Source organism: Pseudoalteromonas piratica, assembly GCF_000788395.1.
Lineage (GTDB): Bacteria > Pseudomonadota > Gammaproteobacteria > Enterobacterales > Alteromonadaceae > Pseudoalteromonas > Pseudoalteromonas piratica.
This window is the reverse complement of record NZ_CP009888.1, coordinates 909,398-930,086: the sequence shown is the minus strand read 5'-3', so window position 1 is coordinate 930,086 and position 20,689 is coordinate 909,398. Positions and strand designations below refer to the sequence as shown.

Annotated in this window: 22 protein-coding genes and 2 tRNA genes; 12 read left to right on the top strand and 12 right to left on the bottom strand. The window is 40.1% G+C overall.

Annotated features, from left to right (window positions below; genetic code table 11):
- Positions 1–30: 30 nt before the first annotated feature.
- Entirely contained in the window at positions 31–231 is a 201-nt protein-coding gene (locus OM33_RS04245; protein WP_010562181.1) for a YheV family putative zinc ribbon protein, read from the bottom strand.
- 99 nt (positions 232–330) lie between these two features.
- On the opposite strand from OM33_RS04245, the gene OM33_RS04240 reads away from it, so the two are divergent.
- From OM33_RS04240 to OM33_RS04210, 8 genes are all read left to right on the top strand, one after another.
- Positions 331–2,259 (top strand): ATP-binding cassette domain-containing protein, encoded by a 1,929-nt coding sequence (locus OM33_RS04240; RefSeq protein WP_038639140.1) that lies wholly within the window; start codon positions 331–333, stop codon positions 2,257–2,259.
- Positions 2,237–2,710 (top strand): TIGR02444 family protein, encoded by a 474-nt coding sequence (locus OM33_RS04235; protein WP_052140891.1) that lies wholly within the window; start codon positions 2,237–2,239, stop codon positions 2,708–2,710. The genes OM33_RS04240 and OM33_RS04235 overlap by 23 nt, the downstream gene beginning before the upstream one ends.
- A 97-nt stretch (positions 2,711–2,807) precedes the next feature.
- Complete coding sequence (locus OM33_RS22485) at positions 2,808–2,951, top strand: hypothetical protein (RefSeq protein WP_199922501.1); 144 nt, start codon at positions 2,808–2,810, stop codon at positions 2,949–2,951.
- Between the two features lie 160 nt (positions 2,952–3,111).
- Positions 3,112–4,092 carry a hydrolase gene (locus tag OM33_RS04230; protein ID WP_038639137.1) on the top strand — a complete coding sequence of 327 codons (981 nt, stop codon included), beginning with the start codon at positions 3,112–3,114 and terminating at the stop codon, positions 4,090–4,092.
- A gap of 2 nt (positions 4,093–4,094) precedes the next feature.
- Positions 4,095–4,328: a YheU family protein gene (locus OM33_RS04225; protein ID WP_038639135.1), complete on the top strand. Its 234-nt coding sequence runs from the start codon at positions 4,095–4,097 to the stop codon at positions 4,326–4,328.
- Positions 4,329–4,471: 143 nt separating this feature from the next.
- Positions 4,472–5,677: a dipeptidase gene (locus OM33_RS04220; protein ID WP_038639132.1), complete on the top strand. Its 1,206-nt coding sequence runs from the start codon at positions 4,472–4,474 to the stop codon at positions 5,675–5,677.
- Positions 5,678–5,734: 57 nt separating this feature from the next.
- Entirely contained in the window at positions 5,735–6,337 is a 603-nt protein-coding gene (locus tag OM33_RS04215; RefSeq protein WP_199922500.1) for a DNA-J related domain-containing protein, read from the top strand.
- Between the two features lie 2 nt (positions 6,338–6,339).
- A complete protein-coding gene (locus OM33_RS04210) occupies positions 6,340–6,804 on the top strand; it encodes a GNAT family N-acetyltransferase (RefSeq protein WP_038639126.1) in 465 nt (154 codons plus the stop codon).
- Between the two features lie 439 nt (positions 6,805–7,243).
- On the opposite strand, the gene OM33_RS04205 is transcribed toward OM33_RS04210, so the two are convergent.
- From OM33_RS04205 to nudE, 4 genes are all read right to left on the bottom strand, one after another.
- Positions 7,244–7,320, bottom strand: a tRNA-Met gene (locus OM33_RS04205).
- A 73-nt stretch (positions 7,321–7,393) separates the two neighbouring features.
- Positions 7,394–7,470 (bottom strand) — tRNA-Met (locus OM33_RS04200).
- 105 nt (positions 7,471–7,575) lie between these two features.
- Positions 7,576–8,367, bottom strand: a complete 792-nt coding sequence (cysQ, locus tag OM33_RS04195) for a 3'(2'),5'-bisphosphate nucleotidase CysQ (protein WP_038639122.1) — start codon at positions 8,365–8,367, stop codon at positions 7,576–7,578.
- A gap of 22 nt (positions 8,368–8,389) precedes the next feature.
- Positions 8,390–8,944 (bottom strand): ADP compounds hydrolase NudE, encoded by a 555-nt coding sequence (gene nudE, locus OM33_RS04190; protein WP_038642995.1) that lies wholly within the window; start codon positions 8,942–8,944, stop codon positions 8,390–8,392.
- Positions 8,945–9,004: 60 nt separating this feature from the next.
- Here nudE and yrfG point away from each other — a divergent pair, with 60 nt between their 5' ends.
- A complete protein-coding gene (gene yrfG / locus OM33_RS04185) occupies positions 9,005–9,661 on the top strand; it encodes a GMP/IMP nucleotidase (protein WP_038639119.1) in 657 nt (218 codons plus the stop codon).
- A gap of 188 nt (positions 9,662–9,849) precedes the next feature.
- Positions 9,850–10,161 (top strand): c-type cytochrome, encoded by a 312-nt coding sequence (locus OM33_RS04180; protein ID WP_038639116.1) that lies wholly within the window; start codon positions 9,850–9,852, stop codon positions 10,159–10,161.
- Between the two features lie 48 nt (positions 10,162–10,209).
- On the opposite strand, the gene OM33_RS04175 is transcribed toward OM33_RS04180, so the two are convergent.
- From OM33_RS04175 to OM33_RS04160, 4 genes are all read right to left on the bottom strand, one after another.
- Positions 10,210–10,830, bottom strand: a complete 621-nt coding sequence (locus OM33_RS04175) for a dUTP diphosphatase (RefSeq protein ID WP_038639113.1) — start codon at positions 10,828–10,830, stop codon at positions 10,210–10,212.
- Between the two features lie 48 nt (positions 10,831–10,878).
- The gene (locus tag OM33_RS04170; protein ID WP_038639110.1) at positions 10,879–11,379 is read right to left on the bottom strand and encodes a hypothetical protein; all 501 of its coding nucleotides are present in this window, start codon (positions 11,377–11,379) and stop codon (positions 10,879–10,881) included.
- A gap of 116 nt (positions 11,380–11,495) precedes the next feature.
- On the bottom strand, positions 11,496–13,826 hold the full coding sequence (locus tag OM33_RS04165; RefSeq protein ID WP_038639108.1) for a fatty acid cis/trans isomerase: 2,331 nt from the start codon (positions 13,824–13,826) through the stop codon (positions 11,496–11,498).
- The gene (locus OM33_RS04160; protein WP_038639105.1) at positions 13,827–14,204 is read right to left on the bottom strand and encodes a hypothetical protein; all 378 of its coding nucleotides are present in this window, start codon (positions 14,202–14,204) and stop codon (positions 13,827–13,829) included. It abuts the gene before it with no gap.
- 112 nt (positions 14,205–14,316) lie between these two features.
- Between OM33_RS04160 and OM33_RS04155 the strand changes: the two genes are divergently transcribed.
- Both OM33_RS04155 and OM33_RS21970 read left to right on the top strand, forming a co-directional pair.
- Positions 14,317–14,931, top strand: a complete 615-nt coding sequence (locus OM33_RS04155; protein WP_052140890.1) for a LemA family protein — start codon at positions 14,317–14,319, stop codon at positions 14,929–14,931.
- 3 nt (positions 14,932–14,934) lie between these two features.
- Positions 14,935–16,815 carry a M48 family metallopeptidase gene (locus OM33_RS21970; RefSeq protein WP_052140889.1) on the top strand — a complete coding sequence of 627 codons (1,881 nt, stop codon included), beginning with the start codon at positions 14,935–14,937 and terminating at the stop codon, positions 16,813–16,815.
- A 7-nt stretch (positions 16,816–16,822) separates the two neighbouring features.
- Here OM33_RS21970 and OM33_RS04145 read toward each other — a convergent pair whose 3' ends face one another.
- From OM33_RS04145 to OM33_RS04135, 3 genes are all read right to left on the bottom strand, one after another.
- Entirely contained in the window at positions 16,823–17,488 is a 666-nt protein-coding gene (locus tag OM33_RS04145; protein WP_038639104.1) for an SDR family oxidoreductase, read from the bottom strand.
- 84 nt (positions 17,489–17,572) lie between these two features.
- Positions 17,573–18,349: a VOC family protein gene (locus tag OM33_RS04140; protein ID WP_038639102.1), complete on the bottom strand. Its 777-nt coding sequence runs from the start codon at positions 18,347–18,349 to the stop codon at positions 17,573–17,575.
- 120 nt (positions 18,350–18,469) lie between these two features.
- Positions 18,470–20,329, bottom strand: a complete 1,860-nt coding sequence (locus OM33_RS04135; RefSeq protein ID WP_038639099.1) for a methyl-accepting chemotaxis protein — start codon at positions 20,327–20,329, stop codon at positions 18,470–18,472.
- Positions 20,330–20,689: the final 360 nt, after the last annotated feature.

Below are 20,689 nucleotides of genomic sequence, written 5' to 3'. Positions count from 1 at the left end.
CTTTTGCTCGCTACTCTTGTTGAAGCCTGACTATTCAGGCTTAAATACCCCAATAACTTGTTCAAACTGACGCGTAGATGCCTGCACTTGGCCTTCCGCTTGTGTCATTGTGTGACCACACTCAACACATTCAACTTTCTCAACATCCATTTCTTTATAAAGCATCATAGTGTCTTGCTTTTTACACTCTGGGCAGGTAGCTCCTGCAATAAAACGTTTTTTCTGTTTCATAGTTTCAATTATTCCCAATGTTGATAGCGCGATTTTAACAAACAACACTGATTACTTGATATACTAGCACGAGAAAAGTTTTCAAAATGCTGTTTGTACATGATCCAAATTTCTAATCTTGAATTGTTGCGTGGTGGCAAACCACTACTCAAAAATACCAATGCTACTTTATTCCCTGGTCACAAAGTCGGTTTAGTTGGCAATAATGGCTGTGGTAAATCAAGCCTGTTTGCTTTACTTCGAAATGAACTTACCCCAGACATGGGCGAGTGTCTTATTCCAAAAGAGTGGCGTATTGCATCGGTAAAACAAGAAACGCCAGGTTTGGCTATTTCAGCATTAGAATACGTATTACAAGGGTATCAAGATTACTATGCGTTAAGAGAACAACTCCACCTTGCTGAACAAAACAATGATGGTGCCAAACAAGCTGAAATTCATCTTGCCCTTGAAGAAATGCAGGCTTACCACATTGAAGCAAAAGCTAGCGAGTTATTGCATGGTCTTGGCTTTATGCAAGGACAGATTTCACTGCCTGTAAAAGATTTTTCTGGTGGTTGGCGTATGCGCTTAAACCTTGCGCAAGCCTTATTACAAGAAGCTGATTTACTGCTGTTAGACGAACCAACAAACCACCTCGACCTCGATGCTGTGTATTGGTTAGAAAAGTTTTTAAAGTCCTATCCTGGCACCTTGATTCTTATATCGCATGACAGAGAATTCTTAGACGCGATTGTGGGTGAAATTTGGCATGTCTACCAACAGCAAATTCATAGCTACAAGGGTAACTACAGCCAGTTTGAGCGCATCAAAGCAGAAAAGCTTGCACAACAACAAAGCAACTTTGAAAAACAACAAGAGCAAATTGCTCATTTAGAGAACTTTATTCGCCGCTTTAAAGCTAAGGCCTCAAAAGCAAAACAAGCACAAAGCCGCGTCAAAGCACTTGAACGTATGGAAAAGCTGGCTCCTGCACATATCGACTCACCTTTTAATTTTAGCTTTAAAGAGCCGCCAAGCTTACCAAATCCACTGGTGACACTTGAGAAAGTAAAAGCGGGCTATGGCGATGTCACTATTATTCAAGACATCAAACTAAACCTAGTACCTGGTAGCCGAATTGCGTTACTTGGTAAAAACGGTGCGGGTAAATCTACCCTAATTAAATTATTAGCAGGTGAATTAGCGCCCCAAGCCGGTGAATTTGTTCACCACCAAGGTTTACGTATCGGTTATTTTGCACAGCATCAACTAGAGTCGCTCGATCCAAGTGCATCGCCACTACTACACTTGCAGCGCCTTGATAAAAAAGCATCTGAGCAAGAACTCAGAGATTTCCTTGGCTGTTTTGCATTTCATGGCGACAAAGCGCTCGACCCTGTGGCACCATTCTCGGGGGGCGAAAAAGCCCGCTTAGTATTAGCTTTGCTTGTTTATCAAAAGCCTAACATCTTGCTACTCGATGAACCAACCAACCACCTTGACCTCGAGATGCGCCATGCCTTAGTTATGGCTTTACAAGGATTTGAAGGGGCAATGGTAACGGTATCGCACGACCGCCACTTACTTAAAAATACCTCTGATCAGTTCTACCTCGTAAACGATGGTCAAGTTACACAGCTCGGCTATGAAATTGAAGATTATTATGCATGGCTGGCAAACAAAGACAGCAACAAAACGGGTGAAAGCAAAACGACAACACTTGAAAACAAACCAAATAAGGTGCAAAACCGTAAAGAGCAAAAACGCTTAGAAGCGGAGTTCCGTGCTAAAATGCAGCCACTGAAACGTGAAATTGCCAAACTGGAAAAGCAATTAGAAACCGTTAGTGAGCAATTACAAGTTGCTGAAAATGCACTTGCCGATGCCAGTATTTATCAGGAAGAAAATAAAACAGAGCTCACTAAACAACTAGCTGAACAAGCTAAACTCGCGCCGCAATTAAACGATATTGAAGAGTCGCTGTTGGAAAAGCTCGAACAATTAGAAACTGAGGAAGCTGAATTTGCAGCACAATTTGCAGACTGACCGACTCTGGCAGTTTTCGCTTGATTACTACAGCAAAAGCGCGCACAGCAGTGCGCTTTTAACCTTGCAAGACAGCTATGGTGCCAATGTTAACTTGTGCTTATTGCTAATTTATCTGCAAATGCACAACTTACCTATTGATGTTTCACAAATTGACGCGTTACATTCAGAAGTGTCTTTCTTTAACAAAACCTATACATCACCGCTTCGCCAGACAAGAAGCTTGTTCAAGTTGTCTTTACAAGAGTTACCAAATTACCCTGCGCTTAGAGCACATCTACTAAACGCGGAGTTAGAGCTCGAAAAGCACGAACAACAGATATTAATAAATGCCTATAACAAGACTAAACAACAAAATCCCGACGCTAAGCTCGCTTTGCATTACTACCTTTCTAATACCTTACACGTGTCAAAAACTGACCTAGATCAAACATTAATTCAACTTAGTTGATGCGATAAAATACCTGGGAAAAACCTTGATCTAAGTCATGATCATTTGGTCCTGCTTATTCTATTCTCTTTCGTGTTGACGTTAGAGGAGAAACACAATGAACAATCTATTTAGAGACTTTTTTCAGGATCCTGTGCTGTTTTTATCGTTCGGTATTTTAGGTGTTGTTATTGTTCTGTGCCTTTTCTACGTAGGCTTTTTCATCAACAAGATCAAAAACTCTGAGCCTAGCGAGTCATAACCAGTTTTATTAAAAATTTGAAAGTGTCAGCATTTGTCTGGCATTTGAAAAACCCTGTTAGAATTAAGCACGACGCACTAAAGCATCAAGCTAGGCAACTAGTTTGGTGCTTTATTTTTTTCTGCTACACTGAGCCCATCTTTATTCTTTGTACACTGTTATGGATCATAACTTTAAACCTGCTTGGTGGATGAGCAATCGCCATGCACAAACCATCTTACCGCGATTTTTTCGTCCAACCTTAGCTATTGATTACCATATAGAAGAAATAGCAACGCCCGATGATGACTTTCTGCAACTCATTTGGAGCAAAGAACATATCGTAGCTGACGAAAAACCCTTAGCGATTGTATTACATGGCTTAGAGGGAAACATTGATAGCTTTTATGCGAAAGGCATGATGAAAGCGCTCTCGCTCGCAGGGTTTGACGTGGTGTTGTTACATTTCCGTAATTGTGGCTACAAAGCAAATCTGCAAGCCCGTGCATATCACAGTGGTGAAACCACAGATTTGCATTTTTTAGTCAATACGCTAAAACAGCGCTTTCCAAGCAAACCCTTAATGGCGGTTGGCTTTTCGCTTGGTGGAAACGTTTTAACCAAATACCTTGGTGAATATGAACACAATAGCCAGCTAAATGCAGCAGCTGTAGTCTCAGCCCCTTTTGCATTAGCGTCATCATGTAAAGTGATTCAAAAAAGCTGCTTTAAGTTATATCAAAAATACCTGCTCGACAGATTAAAGAAATCCACAGCACGAAAACTGGAACACCTGAAAGACTCGATTAACCTCACAGCAAAGCAGCTGGAAAATATTTACGATTTATGGGAGTTCGACAACAAAGTCACCGCCCCGCTGCATGGTTTTATTGACGCAGCTGACTACTACTTAAAATCAAGTGGAAAACAGTATTTAAAACGTATCACAACCCCCACACTAGTAATCCACGCAAAAGATGACCCAATGTTGTCGCAAGAAGCAATACCAAAGCAAGAAGATGTCAGTAATGCCGTTAAATTAATGGTGTCGAAGAAAGGGGGGCATGTGGGCTTTATTAGCGGTAAAAACCCGTTTCGTCCTATTTTTTGGCTTGAGCAGCAAGTCCCTCACTTTTTCCAACAACAACTATTAAGTAAATAAAAATGATCGTACCAATTGACCAAATTGATCCAGATACCCTGACAAATCTGATAAAAGAGTTTGTTTTGCGTGAAGGTACCGACTACGGTGAAGAAGAAGCCGCTTTAGAACAAAAAATAGAGCAAGTTAAAATGCAATTGAAAACAGGCACTGCGGTATTAGTGTTTTCTGAATTGCATGAAACAATCAATATAATGCCTGCCAGTGACTTTCAGTCACATGTCGACTACGAGTAGAAAAAGCATTTGCTTTTTTCTACTCACACCTACAACTTAGTAAATTATTGCTATTCGACTAGTTTTTAATCTTTCTATCGCGATTCTATTGCTTTCAAAGTTAAAGCAAGCACAATAAAGAAAACAACGACACAGAATCGACTATGAAATACCTAATAAAAACAAGCTTAATAGCCTCTGCCTTAGCCCTTACCTTTACAAGCAATGCGGCAGAATTTAAAGCTTCAGAAAAAGCAATCAAACTGGCGCAAGAAAACTTACTTATCGATACTCATATTGATGTGCCATACCGCATTTATCACAAATGGGATGATGTCTCAAAAGCCACGGAAGGTGGTGATTTTGACTATCCAAGGGGCGTTAAAGGGGGCTTAAATGTGCCTTTTATGTCGATTTATATTCCGGCCAATTTAGAATTTGAAGGTAAAGGCAAAAGTTACCAGCTTGCCAATCAACTTATTGACGGCATGGAAGCGTTGGCACAACGTGCGCCAGATAAATTCGCAATCGCGACCAGCACCAGCGACGTTGAAGCGCAATTTAAACAAGGCTTAATGTCACTTGCCATGGGCATGGAAAACGGCTCACCAATGGAAGGAGAGATGGCAAACCTTAAACACTTCTTTGACCGTGGCGTTCGCTACATTACGCTTGCCCATTCGCAAAGCAATCACATTTCAGATTCATCTTATGATATTCGTCGTAAATGGAAAGGCTTAAGCCCATTTGGTAAAGAGTTAGTCAAAGAAATGAATAACATTGGTATGCTAATTGATGTATCACATATTTCAGATGATGCCTTTTACCAAGTTATGGAACTGTCAAAAGTACCAGTGATTGCCTCTCACTCGTCATTACGCAAATATACGCCAGGTTTTGAACGTAACATGGATGACAAAATGTTGTTAGCACTGAAAGAAAATGGCGGCGTTATTCAAATTAACTTTGGTTCAAGCTTTGTGACGTCTGCAGCAGGTGCTTGGGGCGATAAAATGAAAGCTGCACGTAAACAGGCAAAAGAAGAGTTTGGCGAAAACGCACCACAAGTTAAAGATTTCCGAAAAGCTTATGTTGCGAAAAACCCATACCCATTTGCAAGTCTAGAACAGGTGCTCAATCATATTGATCATGTTGTAAAACTGATTGGTATTGATTACGTTGGCATTGGCTCTGATTATGACGGTGTTGGCGACTCTCTGCCAATCGGTTTAAAAGACGTTGCTAGCTACCCTAACTTAGTTCAGGGATTACTTGATAGAGGCTATTCCGATAGCGATATCATCAAACTATTAGGTGGTAATACGATGCGCGTTTGGCGACAAGCTGAAGCGTATGCTAAAAAGCATTAAGCTTAATCATGTTTGGGCAACAAACGTTGCCCAAATTGCAACACAAGGATGAACAACTTGGAAAATAGCTTAGAAAGCATTTCATTCTCACTGCAACAAGCTATTTTTGATCTGCTTTTACAATCACCTAACTGTAAACTCAACCACATCTTTAGCCATTTAAAAGAGCAGAAACTGCTCATTTCGCTCGATAAAGATCCTGAACAAAATTTATTTAAGCAAAACTTCTTAGTGATGAATGCGCTCTTTAATCTGCAAACTGACGCCAATGCTCTTGGGTATGCCGTAGTAATCGATTCGATTAACATTCAGCTGATTTGCTATCAAGAAAAACAACTCTCTGACACCAATTCAAAGCTCGCAGATTACTATTTAGACTTTTCAAACATTGCGATTTCTAATGAAGAGATAAAGAGTTTATTAGATAGTTTTTGGCACTACTACACTGCTCGTAACCATTTTGAATTGCATGATGTAAATGACGCTTTCGATGTACTTGGCTTACCTAATAATGCCACTTTAAAACAGGTAAAACGCGCCTGGTATAAAATTGCCCTCACCTCACACCCGGATAAAACTGCAAGCCACAACTCTGATAATTACTTAGCGGCAAATAGCGCTTATCAAGCATTGCTTAAGCATTTTTCAAGGACCAAATAACGATGCTAACCTTTTCTCAAATCGCTCCCGAGCTAATACCATTATCGCTTTTATTGGAAGCTGATCCTGATGAACAAAAGATAAGAACTTATTTATCGAATAGTTTCTGCTTTGCAGCCACTCAGGATATTAATCTAGCGGGTGCCTGTGTATTTAAAGAGCAAAGTTCACAATGTATAGAGTTAATGAATATTGCTGTAGTTCCTTCCCATCAAGCGTTAGGCATTGGTTCAAAGCTACTGGCGTTCGCTATTTCAGAGCTAAAGCAAAGCGACTTTTTACGTATTGAAGTAGGCACAGGTACATTTGGCCATCAACTCGGTTTTTATCAAAAGCTAGGATTTCGCGTAGACAGCATTATTAAAAATCATTTTTTAGATAACTACTCAAAACCCATTTTTGAAAATGGTATACAGCATAAAGATATGCTCAGACTCGTATTATGCCTGCAAGATAGAAAAATTTAATTTAAAAATAAGAGTTCAGATATAGGAAAACTTCCAGAAACCGGATTTAGGTAAATATTGAATATCTATAACGAAGACAATAATAAGACGAAATATTTTGGATTATTAAATTAGGATAATAAGGGAAAAACAAGAAATGGTTGCGGGAGCCGATTTGATATGCGTTGGGCACCAACGACGACCGTAGGGCGAAATATACTTGATTAATAAATTTGAATTATATGGAAAAATAAGAAATAGTTGCGGGAGCCGATTTGATACGCGTTGGGCACCAACGACGACCGTAGGGCAAAGTAAGTTTGATTATTAAATTAGGATTATAAGAGAAAAACAAGAAATGGTTGCGGGAGCCGGATTTGATACGCGTTAGGCACTAACGACGACCGTAGGGCGAAATATACTTGATTAATAAGTTTGAATTATATGGAAAAACAAGAAATGGTTGCGGGAGCCGGATTTGAACCGACGACCTTCGGGTTATGAGCCCGACGAGCTACCAGGCTGCTCCATCCCGCGTCAGAATGGTTCACGAACGTGAACAAGCCTTAGAAGTTTTAATTCATTCTAAAAGAATTGGCTACCAAAAAGTTGGTTGCGGGAGCCGGATTTGAACCGACGACCTTCGGGTTATGAGCCCGACGAGCTACCAGGCTGCTCCATCCCGCGCCTGTATTCTTAAGCTTTGCTGCTTAAGTGAGGCGCTATAATATAGATTTATTACATTTATGCAAGCACTTTCTGATAAAACACGTTTAACTGCTCAAATTACAATCAACGCTTGTGTGGTTTGATCATTTCTTGCCAAGGATAGCTTTGATCACCCGTTATAATAAAATCAGGATTTTCAGTAGTTTCACGCTGGTTATAGGTAATAGGGTTAAACTCAGCATCAAATAGCTTTCCACCAGCCATTTCTACAATAATTTGCGATGCGCCTGTATCCCATTCCCCTGTCGGCCCTATTCGCATAAAAGCATCTGCACGCCCTTCAGCAATTGCACAGGCTTTTAATGAACATGATCCCAAAGGCAAGGTATCAAATTCTTGCTCGATGTATTTGCTCACTGTTGCGATATTTTGGCGACGACTAACAGCTAATTTCAACTCCGACTGACGTTGCACCTGTATTTTTGTATCTTCGCCATTTTCACGTTTAAACGCACCTAAGTCAGCCATCGCCCAATAGGTAACCCCTTCTGTTGGCCAGAAAATAACGCCAAATACCGGTTTGTTATTTTCTACCAAGGCAATATTAACGGCAAAGTCACCACTTTTAAGCACAAACTCTCCCGTGCCATCAAGTGGATCTAGCAGCCAATAACGCTCCCAGTTTTCGCGCTGTTCTAATGAAGGAATCGGCGTTTCCTCAGACATAATCGGTATATCCGGGGACAGTGCTTTGAGACCTGCTAGCAATACTTCATTAGCTGCTAAGTCAGCTTTTGTAACAGGTGTGTTATCCGATTTTTCACACAGCTCAATATCGTCCTGATGGTACACTTCTAAAATAGCATCACCCGCATGCTGTGCAATTTGAATACAAGGCTCTATAAATTCTTTCATTCGTTACTACTGTTAATCTAAATTAAGATAAGTGCTGCTTCGCTAATAACAAAGCTGCAACGCTGCGTGCTTCTGTAAAATCAGTTTGTTGTAATAATGATTGCCAATCATTCAAAGGCCATTTAACCACTTCTAACGGTTCTGGTTCATCTCCAGCTAGCTTTTCAGGGTAAAGACTTTGCGCTAACAAGATGTGCATTTTAGCATTAAAGTAACTGGGAGCTAACGACACTAATTTTAGTTCAGCAAATTGTTTTGCACCAAACCCGGCTTCTTCTTTTAGTTCACGATTACCAGCTTGCACTGGCGTTTCACCAGGATCAATTAGACCTTTAGGGAAACCTAATTGATAATCATGTGTGCCCGCACAATACTCACGTACTAATATTAAGTTATTCTCAGCATCAATAGGAACAACCAAAACAGCGCCTCGGCTCCCCCCTTTTATGCGTTCATATTGTCTCTTTTCGCCGTTCGAAAATGTTAAGTCAAGTGCCTCAACGGTAAAAAGCTTACTATGAGAAACTTCATCTATACGGGTGACTTCGGGAAGGGTTAATCCTTTTTTATCGGGCATCATAAAACTCTGTTAAACTACAGCTTAGATTTATAATAAAACGTTTAAACTAAAAAACCTATGTTAAATTGGCAGGAAATTGACACCATCTTATTTGATATGGATGGCACTTTATTAGACCTTCATTTCGACAACCATTATTGGCTTGAACTGATCCCGCAAAAACTTGCCGAAAAGCACGGCATAAGTAAAGAACAAGCGTTTGAAGCATTATCTAAAAAATATCAAAAAGTAGAAGGGCAAATAGAGTGGTATTGCCTAGATTACTGGCAACAAGAGCTCGACTTACCCATTGTTGAACTCAAGCAAGAGATCAAACACCTTATTACAGTTCGCGAAGATGTGCCTGAATTCTTACAAGCGCTAAAAAAAGCTGGCAAAACATTAATCTTACTCACCAATGCTCACCCTGACAGCCTGTCATTAAAAATTGAACAAACAGCATTTGATGTGCACTTAGATGCACTAATATCGACTCACGAATTTGGCGTTAGTAAAGAGTCACAAAGCTTATGGCAGCAGGTTGAGCAAAAACTTGGTTTTGACAAAGAGCGAACGCTATTTGTCGATGATAGCCTTGCTGTATTAGACGCAGCCAAGCTGTATGGTATTAAACATTTGCTGGCTGTGGCTAATCCAGACTCCACAAAAGAAACACGCACATTACCGGGCTATATTTCAATAGAAGATTACCGCTCTCTGTTACCTATTCGCTAATTTAAAATATGAGTGAATCATCAAGTTGACAGAATTGAAGGGAAGTCATAAGTTTTCAGAAGGGGTCAACTTTTATAGGCTTACCCCACATATCGGCACTACTCATGTTCACTATTTAATACTTTGAATAAGTAATGTGCTTTTGCCTAAAACAACTTAATGACTTATCAGCTACCTAAGGTGACAAAGTGTTTAAAATCGGTGTAATGATATTCTTATTTCTGATAGTGACCGCTTGCAATGATGATGCTCATGACCACCCTTCAATAAAGTCTGGCCAAGCACTCTACGAATATCACTGCGCTGGATGCCATCGACAAAGTGGCAAAGGAAATTTCTTAAAAGGTATTCCTGCCAATATAGGAACTGGGTTAGAAGAGTGGCAACTTGTTCATAAAATGAAACAAGGTGAGAGTAATACTAAAATGCCTGTCTTTAAAACTATGAGTAAAGGCGAAGCGACTAAAATAGCCGAATACATCACTTCACACTCACACTGAACAAACAAAAAAGGTCGCAATCTGCGACCTTCTTATCTTGCAAAGTAATTAAGCTGGATAACGTTCTTTTAAACCTTGATACACTAAGTCAGCAAAGTTCGCTTGGTTAATATCAAGTGACTTAACTACTTCAACTAAGTGCTCGTTATCTTCTTGTCCATGCCATACCTTAATATAGCTACCATCTTTATAGCCATGGTCCTGACGGAAAAAGTTCAGCGTATTTTTACCCACATATCCACGGTATAAATCATCAATATCCATACCGATTTGCGCCATACAACCAGCGAATGCCGCTGCATCAAATGTTTTATTTGCCACTGCACTTGCAGCTAATAACTCTAGAGTTTGCTTGAAGTCTTCAGCTTGCGTTGGCTGTTCAAGTTCACTGGTAAGTTGCTCAGCAATCTCTTGGTAGCTTGTTGTACCATCGATGCGAAGTGATAAACCAAAGTGAAAAATATCGACTAGCTCAAGAATAACCTGCTCTGTATCTGGCGTTTGTTTTTTCCACCACTTCCAACCGTAATGATCAAGCATTTCAGCGCATTCAACCCAAATAGCACGGTACCATTCAAAACCTTGGTTAAACCATTCAGCATGCACTTTGGTATTCATTGCATTTTGCATTTCAAGCATCGTGCAGATTTTATTCACATTCGCAGACATTTTTTTTCTCTAAAATTAAACTGGGTCTAGTGTATCAAAAAGCGTGAATTATTGCCTTAACTCAAAATCACACTGCGACTTTTTCACATAGCGCGCAGCAAACGTTTCACCGGTATTGAACTCTAATCGCATAGAAGATAAATCAAAACGTGAATGCGGATATTGGTCAATCCAATTCATTGTGGCTTGGCAAATTTCTTCAAGTTTATAAATACGAAACGTATCAACAACGACTACAGCCTCTTTTGGTTCTAAGTAGCTGCGAATAATATTTTCACTCCACGCAGTTTGAGAGTAATTTTGCTTTAAAAAGTAAGTGAGATCAGAATTATCAAAACCACTATTTAGGCCAGTCACGTTGTTACTCGCTTTTTGAGCAAATTGTATTAATGATTGACCACTGTTAATAATTTCTTCTCGCTCACCCGGCGCACAGCGACGCGTTGTGAACTTAACAGTACCATCAGAGCTATAACATTTACGTTGAACTTTATCGGCTTTTGCAAAAAACGGTAATACAAGAATGCATATCGCTAGTAAAATTTTCATTGTTATTCTCAACTAGAACGAATTATCAGATTTTGCCAAATTATTTAGGGACAAATCAAGTATTAGCAAACTGTTTACATCAGTTTCACAAAGATAATATCCCTCAAAATCATTAACTATTTGTTCTCAAAACGATTGTAATCAAAGATTCCATATTCAACTGTTAATGCTTGTTTAGCAGTTTTATGCAAAATGTCGCTATATCGCCAAAATTCTGGGTGAGTTCGCCTAATCGCAAACTGATTTTTAAGCGCTATATAACTTTTCTCTGAGTTAACGGCTTGCAGTTTGCCGACAAATTCATCCACTTGCTCTTTCTCTAAATAGAACAGCACGGCTGGGTAATCACCGATAAACCCATTAACTAAACTGGCTGTATCTTCCTTTGGTGCACGCTGTGCGCCTTCATTCAGTAAGCTTGAAATATTAAGGTGTGCATTATGATGCAGCAAACTATAGCTTGTGTGTTTGTCGCCATCTTTAACAAGAATAAACGATACTTGCGCGAGTTGTTCTACCGCCGTATTAGGAAGCCGATTCAATTGTTCAAGAGCTTGGCTCACGCCGTCATTGTCGAGCTCATAGCGGGTATTTAAGACAGCCGCCAAATGCTGCTTTATTTTGCTATAAAGCTCCCCTTGTAAATCATCCGAGCTAAACTCAACGCCTGAAGGTTGGTTAAATTGCTCATTCGATTTTAAGTACTCAACTAGGCTTTTTGGTGCCTCGCGATACCAATGTGCGTTTAACTTTTTACGTTCTTCAGGTGGTAAAAATGCCAAAAAGTTTTGCTCGCCTTCCATACGTAAAAAGTCCATATACAATCGCGTTATAAGCTGATGGCCAACATTACCATAAACATCAAAACCAGCGACGAGCAAATAGTGGATACGTTCGAATAAACTGTAGTCAAGTACCCACATGGTTTTTGGCGCTTGCCCAACAAAGCCTTTGACAACAGTCGCACTATCAAAATGCCTAAAAATAGTTAGTGCGGCATTATCATTATGCCCTTCTCCTTGCCAAACAAGCGACATATCAAGCCCTTTGCCATCAGCAAATGATGTATTCATTTTCGCATTTTTCTGTTCCAAGAATTTTGCTTGCAAGCGTGAATACTTCAGCCAACTGCTAATGGGTAACGCATTGCTTTGTTCTTGTGCAGGCATGGCTAAATAGTCATCCATTTGATGAAAGAACTCATCCATATTGGCATTACCAACACGCTTAGGCTCAACAAAGGCGACCCAAAAGTGATCATTAATCACATTTAACGCTACTTGCCCTCGGCAAACAGGGCCTTTAATAAAACCCATAATGATTGTTTGTGCATGGTCCAATAAAAATTGGTATTTCACTTCAGTTGGTATTTGAGCAAAGCTCTTGAATGGATTTGAGGCTACCTCCACTTGATAACTCGGCAATTGAGCAACCTCATAGTTTGTTTCTAGGAATAACTGATGCAGCCTAGCCAACTCTTTGTTATTAAGTGCCAACGGAATATGATTTTTAGCTAAAATACTGGCTTGATTACGTGTTAAGCGGTAATAAACGCGCTCTACTTTCGGGTCATCAAACGGTCGGCGGGTTGCTATCACCTCTATAGGCTCGCCCGGTGGTGTTTTTGAGCGAACAAGTTTGTAGTAAGTGACGTCATTTGCGTTTGTAAAATAGATATTGGTTAAAAACCAATGCTCATAAATATAGCGCGACATCAATTGATGTTTAGCTGAGTCTTGATTTAAAAACGCTTCCCACTTTTTTACCTGCTGGTGAGTATATTCATCAACAGGTGCTAAGCTTGCCATTTTCGCACCTTGCATTAGCCAGTGCTGTAATACGTTAAATTCGTCGTCACTAATGGCTGGAAAGCCATAAGGCATGCCTAAATTAGGCTGTTTTGCTACAGTATCTCGATAATTTTCGATGCTCGCACAATTAGCCGAACGGTCTAACGAAAAGTCATACTCGCTGCCAAGCTTGGCCACCTGTGGTAATGGGTTAGACTTCTTAACTAACAAACTGTTGTAAAGCACACTGGCAGCCAAGTTATTTGTTGGCGATTCGGGGTATTCATTTAATACTGGCGAAAAGCCAAGATCACGCCATTGTGAGGTTGATTGTGCATCAACAAATAAGCGATGCGGAGTGGCTGCAACCAAGCGAGTACCATCGTAAACAACTTGTTTGCTAACTCCTCGATCGATGCCCGCAGGTGAGGTTAATTTTAACTGACACGGCGCATCATAGCAGCCATGACAAACAACACAGCGACTTTCTAATACGGGCTTAACAGCATCATGATAAAACTGACCTTGGTCTGTTTGACTATCGACAATTCGTTGTTTCACTTCAGGCGAACCATATTTCTGCTGCCAGTTATTAACCGCCATAACAGTACAACCTGACACCACTAAAATTAGCAATAAAACAACGAACTTTCTCATTTATTCAACATCCTCGTCATCAAGGCCTAAATCGAATTCTGGCGCAAACTCAAGCCACGGTGATATAAACTGTTCACCAGTTTGAGTACACACCATCACAGCCAATTGTGGTCCCTTTTTTAAGTGTAATTGTGCTGACTCTACTTGCTCAACCACTGCTTGCCATGTGGCATTCACATCAAGCAAAGCGTAATCACTCAGAAAAACAGTGTGTGTTTCCTCATCATTAATCTTCTGGCACATCTCAGCCATCACCATTTCTGTTAAGGCCATTGAAACAAAAAATGCCGGTTCAGCATCTTCAGAAATAGGTGCATCAGGAGCTAGAAAAAATACGGGAATATCTACACTTTCCGTTGCTAAGTTATCGTGTTCCATTGAGACTCTCAAAATTAATAAGGTATTTCTCGCTATAATAGCAAAATAGTTGAATTTTTTGGCGATTTTCGCCATTGTGTGACAATTTAGAGACACTTCTCAAGGAAGGTTTATGACCAGTGTAATTGATAACTTCTTCACAACGCTCGGTATTTTTCTACTTATACTCGCGATTGCTGCTGTTTTCATTATTGTTATTTTTAATACTTTAGTGAAATACAGAAATTTTGTTGTAAACGCATTTGCACAAATTGATGTGCAGTTACACCGTCGTCATGACTTGATCCCCAACCTAGTAAACACTTGCAAAGCGTATCTTGACCATGAACATGCAACCCTTAAGCAAGTAACTGAAGCCCGAAATGCCGCACTTAGTTGTTTAGAACAAGCAAAGCAAGCACCCAGTAACGGCTCTCTTATTAAAAAGTTAGCTGGGGCTGAAAATATGTTAACGCAGGCCCTTTCGGGGCTACAGGTAACAATTGAGGACTACCCTGAATTGAAAGCCAATGAGACAGTGAAAAACTTGCATGAAGAGCTTGTTTCTACAGAGAATAAAATTGCTTTTGCTCGCCAGGCTTACAATGATGAAGTGATGCAATACAACACTTACAAGCAAAGCTTTCCAAACAATATCGTGGCAGCAAAATTTGGCCATAAAGATGACGCCAGCATGTTAGAACTAGCACAATCAGAGTATCGTCAAGCACCAAGCGTACAACTTTAACTGATGAAAAACTTCTTTCAGCAACAAGCTGAAAATAGGCGTGCCAGTGCATTATTGGTATGCCTTTTCTGCCTTGCAGTGGCCTTAATAGTTGTTATCGCTCAATGGTTTTTTGGCCTTATTTTTGATGCCCGTATTGCAAGCAATCTTAATCTTATTTTATATCGCGGTTGGGATGTATTCCGTGAACAAAACCCCTATCAGTGGCATCTCCCTTCAGCTGTTATTACATTTAGTTTAATTGCAATTACAGGTATTTATAAATACCGGCAGCTACGCGTTGGTGGTGGACAAATTGCCAAGCAATTAGGTGCCACACGGGTACAACCCAACACCTTTCATCCACTGGAGAAGCAACTGCTTAACGTTGTAGAAGAGATGGCAATTGCGGCTCGCACAACGGTGCCTAGCGTTTATATTCAATTGCATCAAAGCCAAGTGAATGCCTTTGCCGCAGGACATACCAACCATAACGCGGTTATTTCGGTTACACGTGGCGCACTTGAGAAACTCACCCGAGATGAACTTCAAGCTGTAGTTGCCCATGAATTTAGCCATATAGTGAATGGCGACATAAAATTAAATAACCGCTTAGTTGCCGCAACATTTGCAATTAGCTTTATTGGCTTACTGGGAGAATGGATTTTACAACACGCCGCAACATCTAGGCGTGGAAGAAACAATTCTTCGGGGTTTGAACTGGTTGCGGCTATCATATTGATTAGCTATGGCTATATTGGCACTTTGCTCGCAGATTTTATTAAAGCGGCAATCTGCCGTAGGCGTGAATACTTAGCTGACGCTAATGCCTGTCAATTTAATCGTAACCCTGAAGCGCTCGCTAATGCACTAAAAGTGGCTGCTGGATTACGTTTACCGCACCGAAACGCACATTATCACCAATATAGTCATTTGTTTTTTAATCAAACAAGAACGCCATGGGTCAGCTCTTTTTCAACACACCCACCAATTATTAAACGAATTCAAAAGCTTCAACCTAGTTTTAAAGCCCCTACAGATGGTTTTAAAGAACGCACAAATGTTGCCAATTACCAAGCGATGCAACTCACAGCAACACGCGAATATTTCAGCGAAAATACGATACCTATTATAAAACCGTCTGTACGTGCAAATACTGACCATTTATCAGCCAAATTATCGCAATTGGTGCATGACCCATACTCATGTTTTACGCTAATACCGATGCTTTTACTCAGTGATGATTTTGAACTACGTAGCAACCAACTGAACAATTTACTTTCGTCTCAATATGTCGATGCCTTTACCCTCGATATTGCTGAGGCTGAACTAGCTAAGCTATGCAATAAACAGCGGTTTGAACTGATTGAACTTGCAGCACCCAGCATTGATTGCTTACCAAGAAAGCAAAAAGACGAACTCGCTAATTTGTGTTGGCAAATAATATTAATGGTAGATAACAAACAAATAAATCTGCCACTTAATCATCAGCTGTTAGTTTGGCTTTATTTAGAAATCATCTTAATGCAAACCACTCGCGCCAAAAATAAATTGCTGTTAAAAACACGTAATACCAAGCAGTTAATCCAAGCTTGGCGTTATTTTGTCAGCTTAGTCGCAATAATTGGTCACAATGACATTCAAGATCAACAACATGCTTTTGTCGCTACTTGCCAACAATTCAATATGAAAGGGCTCACTGCTCTGCCTATTACACAATTTGATAGCCAATCTGCACATCAAATGTTAGCGGCCTTGATTAGTTTGCCTGTTAAAAATCGCAATGCATTTTTGCAAGCAATTGAATTTACAGCAAACTGGGATAATGAAATAAATGAGGCTGAGCAAACCATGTTGTATAGTTTTGCGCTACTACTTGATTTGCCTAGCGCTGTAACAGATTAATTAACCTCTACCAAGGTAAAACCTCACCATTCGAGTGCCAAAATGTGCCGGTATTACTGAGGTTAAGTTCATAAATGCGTTCAATTAAGCGACTAGCCGCCACTTCTGGCGAGATATCACCAGCAAAGCCTACCATGGCCGTTTGGACAAAGCCCGGATGCAAAATTGCTAAGCTAATATCGCGCGCAGCAAGTTCAATTGCGATACTTTTACTGGCTGCATTAAGTGCCGCTTTCGACATACGATAGCCAATATATGCACCGGAGCCATTATCTTCTATGGATCCCATTCGACTTGTAATCATTGCTACTTTACTGCCAGCAATTAAATTATCTTGCAGCGCATGTGTGACGCGAATCGGGGCAATGGCATTAACATTGATTTGCTCTTCAATACTTGCAAAGTCCATATCAGCAAGGCTTTCATTTTTAAACACACCGGCGTTATTAATTAAAATATCGACCTGCTGACCTGCTAAGGCTTTCTTTAAGGTGGTAATATCGTCAGCATTAACAACATCAATACCACTAATCACGTTTGCACCACTTGCGATAAGCTCATCACTGGCGTTTCGAACGACAGCCGTTACTTTAAAACCTTCAGAAATATACTGTTTTACAAAGGCAAGTCCAATTCCTCTATTAGCCCCTGTCACCACAACGTGTTTTGACATAAATCTATTTCCCAATAAAAAAGATACCCTATAGAAATGGTATCTTTTTGATTAAATACAAGCTTTCGTATTTTTGTAACTGAGCTATACCTCAATTACCGAGAAAAAGCCCCCTTGGGGATCGGTAATCACACTAAAACGACCGACATTCGGAATATCAGTTGCAGGTACGCACACGGTGCCGCCAAGTTCAGTAACTTGTGCTAAAGTCGCATCGCAGTTATCAACTTGGAAATACGTCATCCAGTGAGCCGGCATATCGCCCCACTCCTCATTCATTTCAAGCATGCCCGCAACTTGCTCATCACCAACAGTAAAAATGGTGTAAGGCATGCCATCCATATCTTCAATCTTGTACTGCCAACCAAAAACAGATGAATAAAACTCGCGACTGGCCGCAGCATCTTTAGAAGCAAGTTCGTTCCAGCAAACGCTGCGCGGTTCATTTTTAATTAGCGAGCCACAATGCTTGTTTCCTTGCCATATCGCAAACATTGCGCCATTTGGCTCGAAGAACATAGCCATGCGGCCTGCATCCATTACATCATGAGGACCTGCAATCACTTCAGCACCAGCTTGTATTGCCTTTGCTAATGTTTCATCAACACTGTCAACAGCAATGTAGTTTAACCAGTGGCTGGGTACTTTATTATCAATGCGTTCTTTTTCCATTTGATACATGGCACCGATATCCTTACCGTTTAACTGCAGCATGGTATAAAACAAATCTTCCCCGATTGGCTGATCGTCAAAGGTCCAATCAAACAATGAAGTATAAAATGCCTTAGCAGATGCCCAGTCTTGTGAGCATAACTCTGTCCAACAAAATGTGCCGGCTTGATGTTTGGTATAACTTGCCATGTGTGTTTCCTTATTATTTACACTCGCTGTTCTAAAGTTAACCAATTTTGCTTAAATAGCAATAAAAAAAGCGAAGCTATACAATAACTTCGCTTTTTAGTTTCAAGGGGTTGTTTGTAATTAAATTTTAAACCACTTAATCGCGTTATCAAGTTCGTCGGCTTGGTGCGATACCTGGTGTGATGCTTCAGCATTGGCAACAGAACTATCAGCTAACTCATCTGCATAATCACTGATTTGTACGATATTTTGATTGATCTCTTGAGCCACGGTCGATTGTTGCTCAACGGCAACAGCTATCGTTGATGTCATTTCAGAAATCTCTTGAATATCGGCAATGATTTCAGCAAATGCTTGCCCAGCTTTATCGGTTTGCTCTGCTGTTTGTAACCCTTGAGATTTACACAGCTCAATACTCTCTACAATATTCGCAGTGCTAGACTGTAGATCAGTAATAATCTGAGTAATTTCTTGAGTTGATTCTTGTGTTTTGACTGCAAGTGAACGCACTTCATCAGCTACTACCGCAAAACCTCGCCCTTGTTCACCTGCACGAGCAGCTTCAATCGCCGCATTTAATGCCAATAAGTTAGTTTGCTCAGCAATACCGCGGATTACCTCCATAACAGCATTAATTGCATTACTCTTTTCGCGTAATAAGTTCACCTGTTCAGCTGAATCCACCAGCTGATTACTGAGTACTGTCATCTGCTCAACAGTGGCTTCAATTTGACCTTGACCTGTAGTCGCATTTTGCGAAACGGTATCAACACGATTAGAGGTTGTCTCAGCATTAATCGCAATATCATGTGCTACTGCGCCCATCTCTGTAACGGCGCTAGCAACTGTTTCTACTTCTGATTTTTGCTTCATTAATTGCTGACCACTTGATTCAACAACTTGAGCAACACGTGTCGATTCAGTATTAACAATTTCAACAGAATGTTGAATCGTTTGCAGTACAGATAAGAATTTCCCCATTAGCCCATTTACACTATCAGCTAACATTGCCAACTCGTCTTGACCATGCTTTCGCACTTTAATAGAGAGATCGCCTGAGTGTGCAATACGGTCAATATCTGTAATAACACTATCAATGGAAGTCGTTATTGAACGAATAATCGTAAATAAGAAGCCTACTAGTGCAAATGCCAAAATTAGACTTGATGCAATTTGTTGTGCTTTAGCATCTGAATACACTTCTTCTTGAATGGCTGTTAGTTCTTCGCCAAGCAATTGTAATGTTTGCTTCAATTTATCTTCGGTTTCAGAAACATCGTTCTTTAAGCCGGTAGATTGATTAAAGCCGATCGCTAAGTAACGTTCTGATGCTTTCAAAAATGCATTTTGATACTGTTTTAGTAACGTTACTAACCCTCTTTCATTACTTGCAAATAAGAGTTTTTCCAGTTCATCAACTGTTTTATTGATACGCGCAATATATTTTTTATCACCACGCATAATAAAGTCTTTCTCACTGCGGCGAAGCTGCAATACCATCACGCTCACATCAAGGCGATTGATTTGCTTTGCTTGCTCCTCTAACTTGTGGACCGCGCCTCGCAACTCTTTTCGTAAGCCTGCGTTTTGGTTATATCCATACTCTTTATATAATTCATCTAACTTTACGAAATCTTGCTGTAAAGCAGTTAAATTTCGTTGCGTATCATTAAGCGCATTAGAATTAACATCAAAGCTAGCTAATTTTTGTTGTAATTTATTGAGTGCAATTTTGGCCTCATCGACACGATCGACCAATTCTTGTCGGAACTCAGGTGCTGGTTTTTCTAAAAACTTAACCTCAATACGCAATGTATCTGCAACAGCCCGCTCAGTAGCAATTAAATCTTCTGTAGCATCCACTAATACTTGCTTCTTCCCTGCAATGTAAACATTTAATAACGTGAGAGCAGCCATTGAAACCACTGCGACCCCGATTAAGAGTTGCAACTTAGTTTTGATTTTTATGGCTTGAAACATTTATACCTCTTTACTTCTTTGACGGTGGGGGAATTGTATAAGACCTGATTAGACGATTTATTGTTCTAACGCATGTATGTTTTCGACAATTGGCCCAATAACTTTAGGAAATTATTAAGTTTTTCCTAGCAGCACCTATTTAATACCCAAAAAAGATACAAAACAACACGATTTAGAAAAAATACTTTACTCTCAGCAAGATATGTCGCATATGCAACAATGTTAAAGTGGCATCTTCAATCTCAATAACAACATTGTATTCGCTTTCATCCAGTTTCAATCGCAAGGCACTGAATATTTGAGTAATGAGTGATATGCTGCTTGTGAATTACAACAATAAATATCGATTCTGGATTGCTT

Coding starts and splice junctions, on each gene's coding strand:
- OM33_RS04245 (WP_010562181.1), bottom strand. CDS start 231: ATGAAACAGAAAAAACGTTTTATTGCAGGAGCTACCTGCCCAGAGTGT.
- OM33_RS04240 (WP_038639140.1), top strand. CDS start 331: ATGATCCAAATTTCTAATCTTGAATTGTTGCGTGGTGGCAAACCACTA.
- OM33_RS22485 (WP_199922501.1), top strand. CDS start 2,808: ATGAACAATCTATTTAGAGACTTTTTTCAGGATCCTGTGCTGTTTTTA.
- OM33_RS04230 (WP_038639137.1), top strand. CDS start 3,112: ATGGATCATAACTTTAAACCTGCTTGGTGGATGAGCAATCGCCATGCA.
- OM33_RS04225 (WP_038639135.1), top strand. CDS start 4,095: ATGATCGTACCAATTGACCAAATTGATCCAGATACCCTGACAAATCTG.
- OM33_RS04220 (WP_038639132.1), top strand. CDS start 4,472: ATGAAATACCTAATAAAAACAAGCTTAATAGCCTCTGCCTTAGCCCTT.
- OM33_RS04210 (WP_038639126.1), top strand. CDS start 6,340: ATGCTAACCTTTTCTCAAATCGCTCCCGAGCTAATACCATTATCGCTT.
- cysQ (WP_038639122.1), bottom strand. CDS start 8,367: ATGAAAGAATTTATAGAGCCTTGTATTCAAATTGCACAGCATGCGGGT.
- nudE (WP_038642995.1), bottom strand. CDS start 8,944: ATGCCCGATAAAAAAGGATTAACCCTTCCCGAAGTCACCCGTATAGAT.
- yrfG (WP_038639119.1), top strand. CDS start 9,005: ATGTTAAATTGGCAGGAAATTGACACCATCTTATTTGATATGGATGGC.
- OM33_RS04175 (WP_038639113.1), bottom strand. CDS start 10,830: ATGTCTGCGAATGTGAATAAAATCTGCACGATGCTTGAAATGCAAAAT.
- OM33_RS04170 (WP_038639110.1), bottom strand. CDS start 11,379: ATGAAAATTTTACTAGCGATATGCATTCTTGTATTACCGTTTTTTGCA.
- OM33_RS04165 (WP_038639108.1), bottom strand. CDS start 13,826: ATGAGAAAGTTCGTTGTTTTATTGCTAATTTTAGTGGTGTCAGGTTGT.
- OM33_RS04160 (WP_038639105.1), bottom strand. CDS start 14,204: ATGGAACACGATAACTTAGCAACGGAAAGTGTAGATATTCCCGTATTT.
- OM33_RS04155 (WP_052140890.1), top strand. CDS start 14,317: ATGACCAGTGTAATTGATAACTTCTTCACAACGCTCGGTATTTTTCTA.
- OM33_RS21970 (WP_052140889.1), top strand. CDS start 14,935: ATGAAAAACTTCTTTCAGCAACAAGCTGAAAATAGGCGTGCCAGTGCA.
- OM33_RS04145 (WP_038639104.1), bottom strand. CDS start 17,488: ATGTCAAAACACGTTGTGGTGACAGGGGCTAATAGAGGAATTGGACTT.
- OM33_RS04140 (WP_038639102.1), bottom strand. CDS start 18,349: ATGGCAAGTTATACCAAACATCAAGCCGGCACATTTTGTTGGACAGAG.
- OM33_RS04135 (WP_038639099.1), bottom strand. CDS start 20,329: ATGTTTCAAGCCATAAAAATCAAAACTAAGTTGCAACTCTTAATCGGG.